Source organism: Vibrio sp. R15-SG3-ISO1B (assembly GCF_059833835.1).
The window spans coordinates 70,221-86,666 of record NZ_JCBDGG010000045.1; the positions used below are offsets into that span (position 1 = coordinate 70,221).

The window sequence follows — 16,446 nt, forward strand, 5'->3', positions numbered from 1 at the left end:
ATTAGCGTAACGGTGAATTCATGCTCCAGCAAACAATAGAATCGAAACTTCACGAGGCTTTCCAGCCAAGCCACCTGCAAGTGGTGAATGAAAGCTACATGCACAATGTTCCCGCAGGTTCAGAGAGCCACTTTAAAGTCATTGTCGTGAGTGAACACTTTGATGGCGCTCGGTTAATTGCGAGGCACCGTCTTGTGAATCAGGCCTTGTCCGATGAATTGGCCAATCATATTCACGCCTTATCCATCCACACATACACGCCGCAAGAGTGGCAAGCGCAGAACCAGAGTGCGCCAGATAGCCCGATGTGCATGGGTGGTAGTAAAGCATAAAGTGACAGTGTAAACACCTCTAAAGTGTAGGGGTATTAAGCCGGCTTGTTAACAGTAAAGAAACATATGAATGGACGGCAGGCATTAAAATGAAATATTTCGCCTTATGACGGATTGTGACAGAAAGTCTTTGTGGATATTTGGGTCTTTGTGCGATGGCTCAAAGTTATGACGATTCCTTAGCCTTTTAAACTCAAAACGTTCGAAATATCTTCTTTAATACCTGTATTGGTCATGGCGTCGTCTTTGCAAAAGATGATAGACTATCGCACCTGATAAATCTCGTTGCATTTCTGCGATGTGATTTTTAAGAGGATGTTGCGATTTTGGTGTTTAAAACATCACCAAAACCGGACACAAGTGTCGTGTCTAAAAGTTACGCAATCAAAGAATCTTTTTCCCGATAAAAGTAGTGCAAGTGCGTATGATTACAATAAAAAAGGGTTTGGATCTACCTATCGCAGGTGCTCCTACCCAGGTGATTAATGATGGTAAAACCATCAAGAAAGTCGCCTTGCTTGGCGAAGAGTACGTCGGCATGCGTCCTACCATGCATGTCCGCGTAGGCGATGAAGTAAAGAAAGCTCAAGTTCTTTTTGAAGATAAGAAGAATCCTGGTGTGAAGTTTACTTCTCCAGCAAGCGGTAAAGTCATCGAGGTGAACCGTGGTGCAAAACGTGTACTCCAATCCGTTGTGATTGAAGTATCCGGTGAGCAACAGGTGACATTCGATAAGTACGAAGCAGCTCAACTAGCCAGTCTTGACCCACAAGCGGTGAAGTCTCAACTGGTTGAATCTGGTCTTTGGACAGCTTTACGTACTCGACCGTTCAGCAAGGTTCCAGCAATCGAGTCTTCGACAAAAGCGATTTTTGTTACCGCCATGGACACCAATCCATTGGCAGCTCAACCTGAGTTAATTATTAATGAACAGCAAGAAGCCTTTGTTGCTGGTCTTGATATTCTCTCAACCCTCACTGACGGCAAGGTTTACGTTTGTAAATCTGGCACTAGTCTTCCTCGCTCGTCTCAACCGAACGTTGAAGAACATGTGTTTGATGGCCCACACCCAGCCGGTCTCGCCGGTACTCACATGCATTACCTGTTCCCAGTGAATGCGGAAAATGTGGCGTGGAGCATCAACTACCAAGACGTGATCGCGTTTGGTCAGCTGTTCTTGACGGGGGAACTCTACACAGACCGTGTGATTTCACTAGCGGGTCCTGTGGTTAATAACCCTCGTCTTATTCGTACCACGATCGGTGCGTCTCTAGACGACGTGACGGACAACGAACTCATGCCTGGTGAAGTTCGTGTGATTTCAGGCTCTGTCCTCTCTGGCGTTCATGCCACAGGTCCGCACGCGTATTTAGGTCGTTACCACATGCAGGTCTCTGTCCTGCGCGAAGGTCGTGAGAAAGAACTGTTTGGCTGGGCGATGCCGGGCAAAAACAAGTTCTCTGTCACTCGTTCTTTCCTAGGTCATCTATTCAATGGTCAGTTGTTCAATATGACAACATCGACCAACGGTAGTGACCGTTCAATGGTACCGATTGGTAACTACGAGCGCATTATGCCGCTTGATATGGAACCAACGCTGCTTCTTCGTGACCTGTGTGCCGGTGATACCGACAGTGCTCAAGCACTGGGTGCGCTGGAGTTGGATGAAGAAGATCTCGCTTTGTGTACCTTTGTGTGTCCTGGCAAATACGAGTACGGTGCGCTACTTCGTGAATGCTTAGACAAGATCGAGAAGGAAGGGTAATTTTCATGGCGCTTAAAAAGTTTCTTGAAGACATCGAGCATCACTTTGAGCCGGGCGGCAAACACGAGAAGTGGTTTGCCTTGTATGAAGCGGCGGCAACGCTGTTTTACACACCAGGTCTAGTGACAAAGAAAAGCTCACATGTCCGTGATAACGTTGACTTAAAACGTATCATGATCATGGTTTGGTTTGCGGTGTTCCCAGCAATGTTCTGGGGTATGTACAACGCTGGTGGCCAAGCCATCGCTGCTCTTAACCATATGTACGCAGGGGATCAACTTGCGGCTGTGGTTGCGGGTAATTGGCATTACTGGTTAACAGAAATGCTCGGCGGTACCATCGGAGTAGACGCGGGCGTGGGTAGTAAAATGCTACTTGGCGCAACCTACTTCCTTCCTATCTACGCGACGGTCTTCATCGTTGGTGGTTTCTGGGAAGTGCTGTTCTGTATGGTGCGCAAGCATGAAGTCAACGAAGGTTTCTTTGTGACCTCCATTCTGTTTGCTCTCATCGTTCCACCGACGCTTCCATTGTGGCAAGCCGCATTAGGTATCACCTTTGGTGTTGTCGTCGCAAAAGAGATCTTTGGTGGTACAGGTCGTAACTTCCTCAACCCAGCATTGGCGGGTCGTGCGTTTCTATTCTTCGCTTACCCAGCTCAAATCTCGGGTGACGTTGTATGGACGGCGGCTGACGGTTTCTCTGGCGCGACTGCATTGAGCCAATGGGCTCAAGGTGGTAATGGTGCCTTGATGAACACCGTGACTGGCGCGCCGATCACTTGGATGGATGCCTTTATTGGTAACATCCCAGGTTCAATTGGTGAAGTTTCGACACTGGCACTGATGATCGGTGCAGCGATGATCGTTTACATGCGTATTGCGTCTTGGCGCATCATTGCCGGCGTGATGATTGGTATGATTGCAACTGCAACGCTATTTAACGTGATTGGCTCTGATACCAACCCTATGTTCAACATGCCATGGCATTGGCACCTAGTTCTAGGTGGTTTTGCATTCGGTATGTTCTTTATGGCAACAGACCCTGTGTCGGCTTCCTTTACCAACAAAGGTAAATGGTGGTACGGCGCGCTCATCGGCGTAATGTGTGTTCTGATTCGTGTCGTCAACCCAGCGTACCCAGAAGGTATGATGCTGGCGATTCTATTCGCGAACCTATTTGCACCTCTGTTCGACCATGTAGTAGTTGAAAAGAACATCAAGCGGAGACTAGCACGCTATGGCAAGTAATAACGACAGCATTAAAAAGACGCTGGGTGTTGTTATCGGGTTGAGCCTGGTTTGTTCAATCATCGTTTCAACAGCAGCGGTCGGTCTGCGTGATAAGCAGAAAGCGAACGCGGTTCTCGACAAGCAGAGCAAGATTATCGAAGTGTCTGGCATCGATTCTCAGGGCCAAAAAGTCCCTGAGCTCTTCGCTCAGTATATTGAACCTCGTCTTGTAGACTTCACTACCGGTGATTTCGTTGAAGGTAACGCAGCGACATTCGATCAGCGTAAAGCGGCGAAAGATCCAGCGGAGTCCATCAAGCTTGACGCGGCAGACGACAAAGCGAAAATCTTGCGTCGCGCGAACACAGGCGTGGTTTACCTCGTGAAAGATGGCGACTCTGTCTCTAAGGTTATCCTTCCGGTTCACGGCAACGGTCTATGGTCGATGATGTACGCGTTCGTCGCGGTTGAAACGGATGGCAACACAGTGGCAGGGATTACTTACTACGAGCAGGGTGAAACCCCAGGACTTGGTGGTGAAGTAGAAAACCCATCTTGGCGTGCACAGTGGGTCGGCAAGAAACTGTTTGATGACAACCACAAGCCAGCGATTAAAGTCGTGAAAGGTGGTGCACCAGCGGGTTCTGAGCACGGTGTTGACGGCCTTTCAGGTGCAACGCTAACAAGTAACGGTGTTCAACACACTTTTGACTTCTGGTTAGGTGATATGGGCTTCGGTCCGTTCCTAGCAAAAGTTCGTGACGGAGGTCTGAACTAATGTCTAGTGCACAAAACGTGAAAAAGAGCATCTTAGCGCCGGTATTGGACAACAACCCGATCGCGCTACAGGTTCTCGGTGTCTGTTCTGCGCTTGCAGTAACGACCAAACTTGAGACAGCTTTTGTTATGACACTGGCGGTAACCTTTGTTACGGCATTGTCGAACTTCTGTGTATCTCTGATTCGTAACCACATCCCTAACAGTGTGCGTATTATCGTCCAAATGGCGATCATCGCCTCTTTGGTTATCGTGGTTGACCAGGTGTTGAAAGCCTACCTCTACGACATCTCAAAACAGTTGTCGGTTTTCGTAGGTCTGATCATCACCAACTGTATCGTTATGGGCCGTGCAGAAGCATTTGCAATGAAATCTGAGCCTGTGCCGTCTTTGATTGACGGTATCGGTAACGGTTTGGGTTACGGTTTCGTTCTGATCACTGTTGGCTTCTTCCGTGAACTGTTTGGTAGCGGTAAGTTGTTTGGTCTAGAAGTTTTGCCATTGGTGAGCAACGGCGGTTGGTACCAGCCAAACGGCCTGATGCTCCTAGCACCTTCGGCGTTCTTCCTGATCGGCTTCCTAATTTGGGGTATTCGTATCCTGAAACCAGAACAAGTCGAAGCGAAGGAGTAAGGTCGTCATGGAACATTACATTAGTCTGTTAGTTAAATCGATTTTCATCGAGAACATGGCGCTCTCTTTCTTCTTGGGTATGTGTACCTTCTTGGCGGTATCCAAGAAAGTGAAGACGTCATTCGGTCTAGGTGTGGCGGTTGTGGTGGTATTGACCATTGCGGTTCCTGTGAACAACCTAGTCTACAACCTAGTATTGCGAGAGAACGCGCTAGTCGAAGGCGTTGACTTGAGCTTCCTTAACTTCATTACCTTCATTGGTGTGATTGCAGCGTTAGTACAGATCCTAGAAATGGTCTTGGACCGTTTCTTCCCACCTTTGTACAACGCATTGGGCATCTTCCTACCGTTGATCACCGTAAACTGTGCGATCTTCGGTGGTGTATCTTTCATGGTACAACGTGACTACAACTTTGCCGAATCTGTCGTGTACGGTTTTGGTTCTGGTGTGGGCTGGATGCTCGCGATCGTCGCTCTTGCAGGTATCCGTGAGAAGATGAAGTATTCTGACGTTCCTCCAGGCCTACGTGGTCTTGGCATCACCTTCATTACTGTGGGTCTGATGGCGTTAGGCTTTATGTCTTTCTCTGGTGTTCAACTGTAAGTCGGGTAAACCGCAACAATTAAGGAATAGTCAATGGACATTATTCTTGGTGTAGTGATGTTTACTCTGATTGTACTGGCGCTAGTACTAGTGATTCTTTTCGCTAAATCTAAGCTGGTACCAACAGGTGACATTACAATTTCTGTGAACGATGACCCGAATCTGGCGATCGTTACACAACCAGGTGGTAAGCTACTTGGCGCTCTAGCGGGCGCGGGTGTGTTCGTATCTTCTGCCTGTGGTGGCGGTGGCTCTTGTGGCCAGTGTCGCGTTAAAATCAAATCCGGTGGTGGTGATATCCTGCCAACCGAGCTAGACCATATTACTAAAGGTGAAGCTCGTGAAGGTGAGCGTCTTGCCTGTCAGGTCGCGATGAAAACCGACATGGATATCGAGTTACCAGAAGAGATCTTCGGCGTTAAAAAGTGGGAATGTACCGTTATCTCTAACGATAACAAAGCGACATTCATTAAAGAGCTTAAGCTACAAATCCCAGATGGCGAGTCTGTACCTTTCCGTGCAGGTGGCTACATTCAGATTGAAGCGCCAGCTCACCATGTGAAATACGCTGACTTCGATGTACCAGAAGAGTACCGTGAGGATTGGGATAAGTTTAACCTATTCCGCTACGAGTCTAAGGTAAACGAAGAGACAATCCGTGCATACTCAATGGCTAACTACCCAGAAGAGCACGGGATTATTATGCTGAACGTACGTATTGCTACGCCGCCGCCTAATAATCCTGAGGTACCACCAGGTATCATGTCTTCTTACATCTGGTCTTTGAAAGAAGGCGACAAGTGTACGATCTCTGGTCCATTCGGTGAGTTCTTCGCGAAAGATACCGATGCGGAAATGGTCTTCGTCGGTGGTGGTGCGGGTATGGCGCCAATGCGTTCTCACATCTTCGATCAGCTTAAGCGTTTGAACTCTAAGCGTAAGATGTCTTTCTGGTACGGCGCACGTTCTAAGCGCGAAATGTTCTATGTGGAAGATTTCGATATGCTGCAAGAAGAGAATGACAACTTTGTTTGGCACTGTGCATTGTCCGATCCAATGCCAGAAGACAACTGGGATGGCTACACAGGCTTTATCCACAATGTCTTGTACGAAAACTATCTGAAGGATCATGAAGCTCCAGAAGATTGTGAGTACTACATGTGTGGTCCACCGATGATGAATGCGGCCGTTATTGGCATGCTAAAAGACTTGGGTGTAGAGGATGAAAACATCCTACTCGATGACTTTGGCGGTTAATAGTTCGCGCCTCTAAAACGATGGCTGGCTCTTTGAGTCAGCCATTTTGCATTCCACACGACCCGTTTATACATGACTGGATAAACCAACCCGAAACCCAGGAGTTTTTTGTGAAAAAGTGGCTTGTTGCGTTTGCTTCCCTACTGATACTGGCAGGGTGTGAACAGCCCGTTGAGCAAATACATTTAAGCGGCCCAACGATGGGGACGACTTACAACATCAAGTACCTCAATACCGAAGGGCTGCCTGAACCTGAAGTCATTCAGCAAGAGGTTGATCGCCTGCTTGAGGAGGTCAACGACCAAATGTCGACCTATCGTAAGGACTCAGAGCTCAGCCGTTTTAACCAAAGTGAAAGCACGGAACCTTTTCCCGTGTCGCCACAAACGGCGTTGGTTGTGAAAGAAGCCATTCGCCTTAACGGTCTTACTCTAGGTGCATTGGATGTGACGGTTGGGCCTTTGGTCAACTTATGGGGATTCGGACCTGAAGCGCGCCGTGAAGTGGTACCCACCGATGAAGAGCTGGCGAAGCGCCAGGCCAGAGTGGGGATTGAGCATCTGCATGTTGAGGGCAATACCCTGCGCAAAGAGATTGCCAATCTTTACGTCGACTTATCAACCATCGCCAAAGGTTGGGGAGTGGATGTGCTGGCGGATTACATCCAATCCATCGGTGTCGACAATTACATGGTTGAAGTGGGCGGTGAGATTCGCCTCAAAGGCGTAAATCGTGAGGGTGTCGGCTGGCGTATCGCGATTGAAAAACCTTCGGTCGATGAGCGTGCGATTCAAGATATTATTGAACCCGGCGATATGGCGATTGCCACATCAGGTGATTACCGCAACTATTTTGAGCGTGATGGGGTTCGCTATTCCCACATCATCAATCCTGAAACGGGTAAACCTATAGATCATAAAGTGGTGTCGGTGACGGTTTTACATCCTTCGTCAATGACCGCAGATGGGCTGGCGACGGGTCTTATGGTCTTAGGTGAAGAAGAGGGAATGAAGGTGGCAGAAGTGCACCAGATCCCGGCACTCATGATTGTAAAAACAGACGATGGGTTTAAAGAGTTCGCTTCGTCCACCTATAAGCCATACTTACATCAATAAACGGCAAGAGAGCATGTCACTATGAGTACATTTATTATCACCTTCGGTGTTTTCATTGCAGTGATTGCAGCCATGTCTATTGGCTACATAGTGCAAAAGAAAGTGGTGAAGGGCAGTTGCGGCGGTTTAGGCGCTGTGGGCATTGAGAAAGTGTGTAATTGCCCTGAGCCTTGCGATGCGCGTAAAAAACGCGAAGCAAGAGAAGCGGCGCGAGCAGAAAAGCTGGCCGCTTGGGAAAAGGACCGTATTGCCTAACCGTTATTCGCTAACGGTTATTCCCTAATGGTTATGAGCCAATGGTCATTGGCTGACGACTTGATTGCGACCATTCGCTTTTGCGGTGTAGAGCCGATCGTCAGCCACTTTTATTTGGCCATCAAGGCTCGCCTCAATACAAGACACGCCGATGCTGATAGTGACATTGATGGTGTCGTCAGCGTAATGAATCGGCGTCTTTTCGACTCGGCGGCGCATACTATCCAGCCGCTTTACAAAGTCGTCATACGGTTGGCAAGATTGAATACAGAACTCTTCTCCGCCAAATCGGGCGACAATATCTTCCGGAAAATAGATCTTTAGGATGTTGGCGACCATAACCAATGCCGCATCACCGCCATCGTGGCCGTAGTTGTCATTTACTTGCTTAAAGTGATCAATATCGAGCATTGCAATGTTGCGTTTTTCGCAGCCATCACACACTTGATCAAACAAAAAACGGCGATTCCATAAGCCTGTTAGTGCATCTTGGTTGGCGAGTTTATACAGCTCATCCGTAGCCTCTTTCATATCAAGCAACTGGTGAACACGGCAATAAAACTCTTCTTGATTGAAGGGCTTAGTCAGAAAGTCATTCGCCCCAGCTTTAAGAAATTGCGCGGTTAAGGTTTTGCTTCCCGTACCGGATAAACCCAGTACCGCGAGCTGATTCTTGGTGTAAGTCTGGCGCAGTTCCCTTGTCATCATCACGCCGTCTTTTTCCGGCATGTCATGATCGGTGATGATAAAGGTAATGTCTGGGTTCTGCGCAATCAGTTCGAGCGCTTGCTGGCCATTTTCTGCTTGAGTCGTTTTGATGTATTGATGTTCCAATAGCTGCGCAACATGGCGACGAACGGTGGGGGAATCATCAACCACCAAGCCATGATGATTTTCGTTGTTGAGCAAGCGTTTGGCGAGTGGCAGCAAATAAGACACTGAGGCCATGCTGTCTTTGAGGATGTAATCCATCACCCCTTTGGCAATAAATCGTTCCCGTGCTTGCTCATTAAAAGTGGCGGTAAGGACGATGACTTTCTGTTCATGAGAAAGAACCAGATCAATCACTTCGCCATCTTGCGCATCAGGCAAACAGTAATCTAACACCGCGAAGCGAAACGACGGATGTTTCTCTAAAGTCTCTTTGGCTTGGGCATACGATTCGACACCAATCACGTGACAGCCGAGTGAGGAAAGTTGTTGAGTAAGATAGTTGCGATAGGCGCGGCTATCCTCTACGACCAACACTTTATTATTCAACGTGGTGCTCCTAATCTATATTTAACCTGTTAATAATAACTGTATCTCATTAACTTGCGAATCTTTTAACAATTCTCAAACCAAAATTCGGCTTTGTGGTTATGGGAAGATAAATTATACTGTTTGGATATACAGTTTTTAGGTTCAAAAGGCGATGAGGAAGATCATTCACATCGATATGGACTGCTTCTTCGCTGCGGTCGAGATGCGTGATCACCCTGCTTATCGTGGGCGTCCTCTGGCCGTCGGAGGCAGCGAAAAGCAACGTGGAGTGATCAGCACGTGCAACTACGAAGCGCGCCAGTTCGGCGTTCGCAGTGCAATGCCAACCGCACAGGCACTGAAGCTTTGCCCGCATCTATTGGTTGTACCCGGTCGGATGCAAGTTTACAAAGAGGTCTCAGCGCAGATCCGAGAGATTTTCGCGCGCTATACGCCGCTCATCGAACCTCTCTCTTTGGATGAAGCTTACCTTGATGTGACGCACTCCCCGCACTGCCATGGCAGCGCTACCCTAATTGCGCAAGCGATTCGACAGGATATCCATCAGGAGCTCAATTTGACCGCCTCAGCCGGGATTGCGCCTGTGAAGTTTCTCGCCAAGGTAGCCTCAGACATCAATAAGCCGAATGGCCAGTGTGTGATCCCACCGCAGGATGTGCAACGCGTCGTGGACAGTTTGCCGCTAGAGAAAATCCCCGGTGTCGGCAAGGTAAGTTTAGAGAAGCTGCATCAAGCGGGCTTTTATGTTTGCGAGGACATAAAAAACAGCGATTATCGTGAACTGTTGCGCCGTTTTGGGCGCCTCGGGGCGTCCTTGTGGAACAAGAGCCAGGGGATTGATGCACGTGAAGTCGTGACAGAGCGAGAGCGAAAGTCTGTGGGTGTGGAGCGCACGTTCAGTCATAATATTTACAGCTATGATCAATGCTGGCAAGTGATTGAAGAGCGACTCTTCCCAGAGCTGGAACGGCGCTTAGAAAGAGCGTCACCGGATAAAGGGATCATCAAACAGGGCATCAAAATGAAGTTCGCCGATTTCCAACTCACCACTATTGAGCACGGGCACAATCAATTGGAGTTGGCGTATTTTAAGCAATTGCTTAGTGATATATTAACCAGACAACAAGGCCGGGAGATTCGCTTGCTTGGATTAAGCGTGATGTTGAAGCCTGAAGAGCAAACCAAGCAGCTGAGTTTCTTCTAAATGTTGACACAGGGGCAGCATAACACTGACAAAACCCTGCTAGCGTCAGCAAAAAGGACATAGGTAAATCATGATGAGAAAAATCGTATTGGCATTGGCACTCAGTGCTTCGGCACCTACGCTCGCGGCTCAATGCCATATTGGGCTGCAAAATGAGATTCACCTCAATGAGCGTCAGCTAGAAATCCATCAAACCAGTGGTGACAGTGCGGTGGTGGATGGGAATAACGAGTTGACTATTCACGGCGAGCGCGTACCGCTCAGCGCCGAGCAGAAAAAAGCCATTGAAGAATATAAACAAAACCTCAATAGCTACGTACCTAAAGCAAAGCAGTTAGCCCAAGATGGCTTAGCGTTAGCGGATGATATTATTGATGATATTGCTGATAGCTTTGATACACCCGACGCCTTTGAGGGGGTCAAAGCATCACTGCGAGCTTTCTATAAGGATATGGAATCGAGATATTACAACGACGGTGATCTTATTTTGCCGGCGCAAAGCTTTCGTGAAATGGCGCAAACTTGGGCAGAAGATTTTGAAAAAGCCAAAGCACTATTTAACCAAGAGTTTATTACCAGCAGTTTTGCTGCGCTTCAGGCGAAGATGACCGCCGAAGGCGGGATTAACCTCACCGAAATGGCGGAAACCATGGCCGAACTGAAAGAGCGTATTGCGGCTCGGTTGGATGAGCATGGAACTCAGTTGCAGAAAAAAGGCGATGCATTGTGTGATTCATTAGAAGAGATGGTCGAGCAAGAGCAGCAGCTGCATCAACAGATCCCAGAGTTAAAAAACTATCCGGTCTTTACCATCTAACCCTACTTTTTATCTTTTCTAATAATAATGAAGATGCTTGTAAAATCACCTTTACTAGCATCTTCTTTGTTTTCTATGTCACTAAGCTAGAGAAATGTAGTCCAGCAATTGAAATGGCCAGTGTTTATCTATATTGTACCAGTCAACTAGTTTAATGGTGCAAAGTGGTATGGCACAAACAGACAACGTACAAGCTCGTGAGCACTTTGGTTCACGTTTAGGATTCATTCTCGCAGCGGCTGGTGCGGCTGTGGGGTTAGGGAATATTTGGGGTTTTCCAACCCAAGCGGCAAGCAACGGTGGCGGGGCATTTCTATTGGTCTATCTGATCATGATCTTTGTCGTCGCCTTTCCGATGCTAGTGGTTGAAATGGCAATTGGTCGTCATGGTCAAGCAAACCCCATTGATAGTATGCGCTCACTTCATTCTCACCCTATGGCAAAAAACATCGGCTCCATGGTCGGTTGGGTTGGTCTGAGTGTACCGTGTGCTGTGCTCGCTTTTTACAGCATCGTTGGCGGGTGGTTGATTTGCTTCTTGTTCGCGGCGGTGTGTGATCTGGCAGGGCTCGACGCCCTGAGTGCATGGTTCAAAGGCTTTAGCATCGAGCGTAACCTATTGGGCACTGTGATCTTCTATGTTCTGACCATTTTGATTGTTCAAGGTGGTGTTAAACAGGGCATCGAGAAATGGTCGACTCGGCTCATGCCTGCGTTGTTTTTGCTCTTCGCTTTGCTGTTTATCTACATCATGACCCAAGCGGGCGCAATGGAAGGTCTCAAACACTATTTGGTGCCAGATTTCGCTAAGATCATGGATCGTAAGCTGATTTTAGCAGCGATGGGGCAAGGTTTCTTCTCGCTAACCATAGGGGGATGTTCCATGCTGATCTATGGCTCTTACCTGAGTAAAAAAGAGAACCTGCCAAAGATGGCCATGAACGTCACCTTGGTTGACACCGCTGTCGCTTTTATTGCGGGATTGGTGGTATTGCCTGCCATGTTTGTGGCGATGCAAAAAGGTGTTCAGATCTACGCTGAAGATGGCTCATTACTCAGCTCGGATACCTTGGTGTTTAGGGTACTGCCGTTGATGTTTGAAAGCTTAGGGCTTCTTGGGCAACTCTTTGCTGTGGTGTTTTTCTTGTTGCTGACTATTGCCGCGTTGACCTCCTCAATCTCGATGCTTGAGTGCCCCGTTGCCTTAGTTGGCGAACGTTTCGGTACGGGAAGAACGGCGACCAGTTGGTGGTTAGGCGGCGCGATAGCGTTAGTCAGTGTGGTTGTGGTGTATCACTTCTCTGCCTTATTTGGCTTAGTCGCGATGATCGCCACGCAGTATCTGCAGCCGATGGCGGCGTTAATGTTCTGTCTGTTTGGTGGCTGGGTTTGGAGTCGTAAAGGGAAAGTTCGCGAGCTAGAGCAAGGGTATCCAGAGTTTAGCCTAGGGTGGTTTGGCAAAGTATGGCCAGTGTATGTCAAATTTGTCTGCCCGCTGCTTGTCGCGACGGTGATCTGGGCGTCGTTTTAAAAAGCTTGAAGAGTGCCTGACAGGCACTCTTCAACCCTTCAACTAGCCACGACCTCGTGTTTTTGTCCCTTTTATCGCCGCATTTTTTTCAATAAAGTCGATGATCATCCCTGCAATGTCTTTACCTGTTGCGGCTTCAATACCTTCAAGACCAGGAGATGAATTCACTTCCATCACCAGTGGTCCACGTTCTGAGCGTAACAAATCCACGCCAGCGACGTTAAGACCCATGATTTTGGCCGCAGCAACCGCAGTACGGCGCTCTTGCGGCGTGATTTTGACGAGTGATGCGCTGCCGCCTCGATGCAGATTTGAGCGAAATTCGCCTTCCGCCCCTTGACGCTTCATCGCGGCGATCACCTTGTCGCCAATCACAAAACAGCGAATATCGGCGCCGCCGGCTTCTTTAATATACTCTTGGACCATGATGTTGGCCTTCAAGCCCATAAACGCTTCAATCACACTTTCGGCTGCTTTTCGTGTTTCAGTTAGCACTACGCCAATACCTTGTGTTCCTTCTAGAAGCTTGATCACAACAGGCGCACCGCTGACCATCTCCAACAAATCTTTCACATCATCTGGTTTGCTGGCAAAGCCGGTGATCGGCATACCGATGCCTTTACGAGAAAGTAACTGCATGGAACGAAGCTTATCTCTAGAGCGGGTGATCGCCACGGACTCGTTGACCGGATAGACACCCATCATCTCAAATTGACGCAACACAGCGGTGCCATAGAACGTCACCGAGGCGCCAATACGAGGAATGATGGCATCAAACCCTGACAGCTCTTCGCCTTTGAAATGAATTTCAGGTTTGTCTGAGTTGATATTCATGTAACAACGTAGAGCGTCAATAACCTTCACTTCGTGGCCGCGTTCTTTTGCTGCCTCGATTAAACGCTTGGTCGAGTAAAGTTTAGCGTTACGAGACAGAACACCGATTTTCATGCTGTGATTTCCTAATAGGGCAATACTCATCCGGCGATGGTCTCCGAATGAGTGCAAACAAAACAATAGAAACTCAGATGCCAGAGCGAGCACCTGTGACTTTTAAGATAAAGAGTCAGCGCGAAAAAGTGGCGGTAATGACGCCTCAGCGCTGTAAGGACGCGAACCTTAGCAGTGGGGTAAATGGCTTGGCTAACAAAAATTAATTGTCGTCACCACAAATATTATCGCTCGATGTTAGCCCAATCCGTGCGGCGATTTTGAGTCACAAAAAAGCCGAGCAAGAGCTCGGCTAGTACAGCAATACCATGTTTAGATGAAAGACTATGCCTTCTCAGGAATCGCTTCCAACAGGGCGACCATTTGCTCCCAAAAGAGCGCCACGGTATCAATCTTAACCTTCTCATCTGGTGAGTGAGGGAACTTAATGGTAGGACCAAAAGAGACCATATCCATATTGGGGTAAGGTTCTTTAAATAGACCACACTCTAGACCGGCGTGAATCACCATGATGTTCGGCTTGTGACCGTAAATGCCTTCATACATGTCGCGGAAGATGGCCATGATCTCTGAATCCGCATCCGGTTTCCAGCCAGGGTAGGCGCCAGAGAAAGCGATCTTAGCACCAGCAAGCTCAGCCACGGAGGTGAGCATGCCTTCAACTTGTTGGCGACCCGAGTCAATCAAAGAGCGAACTAAGCAGAGAACGCGAATGGCTTCTTTTTCTGTGGTAATGACACCAACGTTTAATGAGGTCTCGACCACTCCTTCAATGTCGTCACTCATACGAATCACGCCATTCGGGCAGGCGTTCAAAGCGGCGATAAAACGCTGTTGATCGCTAATAGATAGCACGCCTTCCTGACTTTCACTCGCTTCGTTAAACGTGACAAGGCTAGTTTCCACTTTGCCGAGCTCGTTGATAAGCCGTTGTGTGTAGAACTGATAAAGCTCGGCAAGCTTGGCTTCGTTTTCAGCAGGGACGGCGACCGTAACAAACGCTTCGCGTGGAATTGCATTACGCAGGCTACCACCACGGAATTCAATCAGGCGCAAATCCAGTTCGCTTGCGTGACCTGCTAGGAATCGAGCGAGGAGTTTGTTGGCATTACCGCGTCCAGTGTGGATATCACAGCCTGAGTGTCCGCCTTTTAAGCCTTTAAGAATAAGCTGTCGGGTCACATAGCCCGCGGGCAGAGCTTCGCGTTGGATCTCGAACGTCATTTCACCGTCGATACCACCGGCACAACCCATGTACACTTCACCCTCTTGCTCAGAATCGGTATTAAGCAGAATGTCGCCTTCTAACCAACCCGCTTCAAGACCAAATGCGCCAGTCATGCCTGCTTCTTCATCAATCGTCAGCAGCACTTCTAGTGGCCCGTGTTTAATGTCATTGGACGCCAATACCGCGAGACAAGACGCCATACCAATGCCGTTGTCCGCACCCAAGGTTGTACCTTTGGCGGTGACCCACTCACCATCAATATAAGGTTGGATCGGGTCTTGGGTAAAATCATGATCCGTGTCTTCGTTTTTCTGCGGCACCATATCAATGTGAGCCTGCAGAACCACACCTTTTTTATTCTCCATCCCTTTGGTCGCCGGTTTTTTGATGAAGACGTTGCCGGTTGGATCGCGTTTGACTTCTAAGCCTTGATCGGTCGCCCAATCAATGATCATTTGCGCTAGGGCTTCTTCGTGTTTCGATGGGTGAGGAATGGAGCAAATCTTGTCGAAAAACTGCCACAAAGGCGCTGGTGACAAGCTGCTAATTTCAGAATGGAACTCAGACACGGATAACTCCTTATAATGAGAGATGGCAAATATTGTCTTATGCACCAAATGATGAGTAGCACAAACATCCAAACTTGCCGATTTGATGTTGGTCAGAATAGCACTCTCAAGATCGATACCCAAGTGAGTTGATGCAAACTGCAGCGAAAAGTGCCTACCCCTCTATCGACGGGATATTCAATGATGTGATTATCAATCTGACAGATTAACTTAGATGCTAGTGATTTTTATGTAATTAAATTACAACTGCGGTTTAATTTGAATCAGCAATCGCAATTTTTTGTGACTTTTATCACTTTTGGTGTTGTAATTTAATTTCTATAAGGTATATTTGTAACCACTTCGGCAGCGAAGTAAAAACGCTCAAAGGATGAGTCCGAGTTATCGCCTCCAAGGAACTGAGAAATCAATCATTGTAATGTGTTTAATTGATTTAGAAGGTGATGTTATGAAAGGTTTACCAAGTGCAGCGTTCTGGCTAAACAAATCTGTTTATACAGGAAGCTTTACTTACCCCACTAGCTTTGGTTACTAACACTGAAAGCTTGTTTATCTCGAACGTTATGTTCACCCCCTAATATTGGAATATATTTGCAGCGCCGTTTTCGCTGACATGATTCAACCGCCACTCATTTTGAGTGGCGTTTTTTTATCCGCCAACTCACCGATTTCTCCTTATTAATGCCATTCTCTGCATATTATGCACATAAGCACGTGTTACTCAGGTTACAAACTGCCGTTCTGGATTTGAAAGTTTACAACATGGTACAAAAGTTCACCGTCTGAATGATGATGTCTTTTCTTTCTATCTTTATGAATTTTCTTTGTTTTTGTTTTGTTTGTGGCTCTTTTATAGCGATAGGTTGCCCATTTACAACCCGAAATATTGATTAGAGTCATAATTCTATCTGGAATT

Annotated in this window: 16 protein-coding genes; 13 read left to right on the forward strand and 3 right to left on the reverse strand. The window is 47.7% G+C overall.

All coding sequences use genetic code 11. The features are described from left to right. Positions 1-20: 20 nt before the first annotated feature. The 9 genes from bolA (at position 21) to nqrM (ending at position 7,970) form a co-directional block, all read left to right on the forward strand. Positions 21-332, forward strand: a complete 312-nt coding sequence (gene bolA / locus AC6R0S_RS13500) for a transcriptional regulator BolA (RefSeq protein ID WP_500626533.1) — start codon at positions 21-23, stop codon at positions 330-332. Between the two features lie 424 nt (positions 333-756). Next, complete coding sequence (locus tag AC6R0S_RS13505; RefSeq protein WP_500638131.1) at positions 757-2,097, forward strand: Na(+)-translocating NADH-quinone reductase subunit A; 1,341 nt, start codon at positions 757-759, stop codon at positions 2,095-2,097. Positions 2,098-2,102: 5 nt separating this feature from the next. After that, positions 2,103-3,347 carry an NADH:ubiquinone reductase (Na(+)-transporting) subunit B gene (locus tag AC6R0S_RS13510; RefSeq protein ID WP_334554396.1) on the forward strand — a complete coding sequence of 415 codons (1,245 nt, stop codon included), beginning with the start codon at positions 2,103-2,105 and terminating at the stop codon, positions 3,345-3,347. Then, positions 3,337-4,107 carry a Na(+)-translocating NADH-quinone reductase subunit C gene (locus AC6R0S_RS13515; protein WP_334554398.1) on the forward strand — a complete coding sequence of 257 codons (771 nt, stop codon included), beginning with the start codon at positions 3,337-3,339 and terminating at the stop codon, positions 4,105-4,107. Before AC6R0S_RS13510 ends, AC6R0S_RS13515 begins: the two co-directional genes overlap by 11 nt. After that, on the forward strand, positions 4,107-4,739 hold the full coding sequence (locus AC6R0S_RS13520) for an NADH:ubiquinone reductase (Na(+)-transporting) subunit D (RefSeq protein ID WP_487901298.1): 633 nt from the start codon (positions 4,107-4,109) through the stop codon (positions 4,737-4,739). The genes AC6R0S_RS13515 and AC6R0S_RS13520 overlap by 1 nt, the downstream gene beginning before the upstream one ends. A gap of 7 nt (positions 4,740-4,746) precedes the next feature. Continuing rightward, entirely contained in the window at positions 4,747-5,343 is a 597-nt protein-coding gene (gene nqrE, locus AC6R0S_RS13525) for an NADH:ubiquinone reductase (Na(+)-transporting) subunit E (RefSeq protein ID WP_014232790.1), read from the forward strand. 33 nt (positions 5,344-5,376) lie between these two features. After that, positions 5,377-6,600 carry an NADH:ubiquinone reductase (Na(+)-transporting) subunit F gene (gene nqrF / locus AC6R0S_RS13530; protein WP_334554404.1) on the forward strand — a complete coding sequence of 408 codons (1,224 nt, stop codon included), beginning with the start codon at positions 5,377-5,379 and terminating at the stop codon, positions 6,598-6,600. 110 nt (positions 6,601-6,710) lie between these two features. Continuing rightward, a complete protein-coding gene (locus tag AC6R0S_RS13535) occupies positions 6,711-7,715 on the forward strand; it encodes an FAD:protein FMN transferase (protein WP_500631746.1) in 1,005 nt (334 codons plus the stop codon). A 21-nt stretch (positions 7,716-7,736) separates the two neighbouring features. Continuing rightward, on the forward strand, positions 7,737-7,970 hold the full coding sequence (nqrM, locus tag AC6R0S_RS13540; RefSeq protein ID WP_334554408.1) for a (Na+)-NQR maturation NqrM: 234 nt from the start codon (positions 7,737-7,739) through the stop codon (positions 7,968-7,970). 45 nt (positions 7,971-8,015) lie between these two features. On the opposite strand, the gene AC6R0S_RS13545 is transcribed toward nqrM, so the two are convergent. Then, the gene (locus tag AC6R0S_RS13545; protein ID WP_487901295.1) at positions 8,016-9,230 is read right to left on the reverse strand and encodes a GGDEF domain-containing response regulator; all 1,215 of its coding nucleotides are present in this window, start codon (positions 9,228-9,230) and stop codon (positions 8,016-8,018) included. 154 nt (positions 9,231-9,384) lie between these two features. Here AC6R0S_RS13545 and dinB point away from each other — a divergent pair, with 154 nt between their 5' ends. The 3 genes from dinB to AC6R0S_RS13560 all read left to right on the forward strand — a co-directional run bounded on the left by dinB (position 9,385) and on the right by AC6R0S_RS13560 (position 12,785). Beyond that, a complete protein-coding gene (gene dinB, locus AC6R0S_RS13550) occupies positions 9,385-10,437 on the forward strand; it encodes a DNA polymerase IV (RefSeq protein WP_500638132.1) in 1,053 nt (350 codons plus the stop codon). A gap of 73 nt (positions 10,438-10,510) precedes the next feature. After that, entirely contained in the window at positions 10,511-11,254 is a 744-nt protein-coding gene (locus tag AC6R0S_RS13555) for a DUF2884 family protein (RefSeq protein WP_500638168.1), read from the forward strand. A gap of 169 nt (positions 11,255-11,423) precedes the next feature. Then, complete coding sequence (locus tag AC6R0S_RS13560) at positions 11,424-12,785, forward strand: sodium-dependent transporter (RefSeq protein WP_500631744.1); 1,362 nt, start codon at positions 11,424-11,426, stop codon at positions 12,783-12,785. 42 nt (positions 12,786-12,827) lie between these two features. Here the strand turns inward: AC6R0S_RS13560 and rimK are convergent, their stop codons facing one another. Together rimK and AC6R0S_RS13570 are read right to left on the reverse strand one after the other, a co-directional pair. Beyond that, positions 12,828-13,733, reverse strand: coding sequence for a 30S ribosomal protein S6--L-glutamate ligase (gene rimK / locus AC6R0S_RS13565; protein ID WP_500638133.1), 906 nt, complete (start codon positions 13,731-13,733; stop codon positions 12,828-12,830). 324 nt (positions 13,734-14,057) lie between these two features. After that, the gene (locus AC6R0S_RS13570) at positions 14,058-15,530 is read right to left on the reverse strand and encodes an aminoacyl-histidine dipeptidase (protein ID WP_500638134.1); all 1,473 of its coding nucleotides are present in this window, start codon (positions 15,528-15,530) and stop codon (positions 14,058-14,060) included. Between the two features lie 448 nt (positions 15,531-15,978). On the opposite strand from AC6R0S_RS13570, the gene vcdP reads away from it, so the two are divergent. Beyond that, on the forward strand, positions 15,979-16,065 hold the full coding sequence (gene vcdP / locus AC6R0S_RS13575; RefSeq protein ID WP_500626601.1) for a small protein VcdP: 87 nt from the start codon (positions 15,979-15,981) through the stop codon (positions 16,063-16,065). Positions 16,066-16,446: the final 381 nt, after the last annotated feature.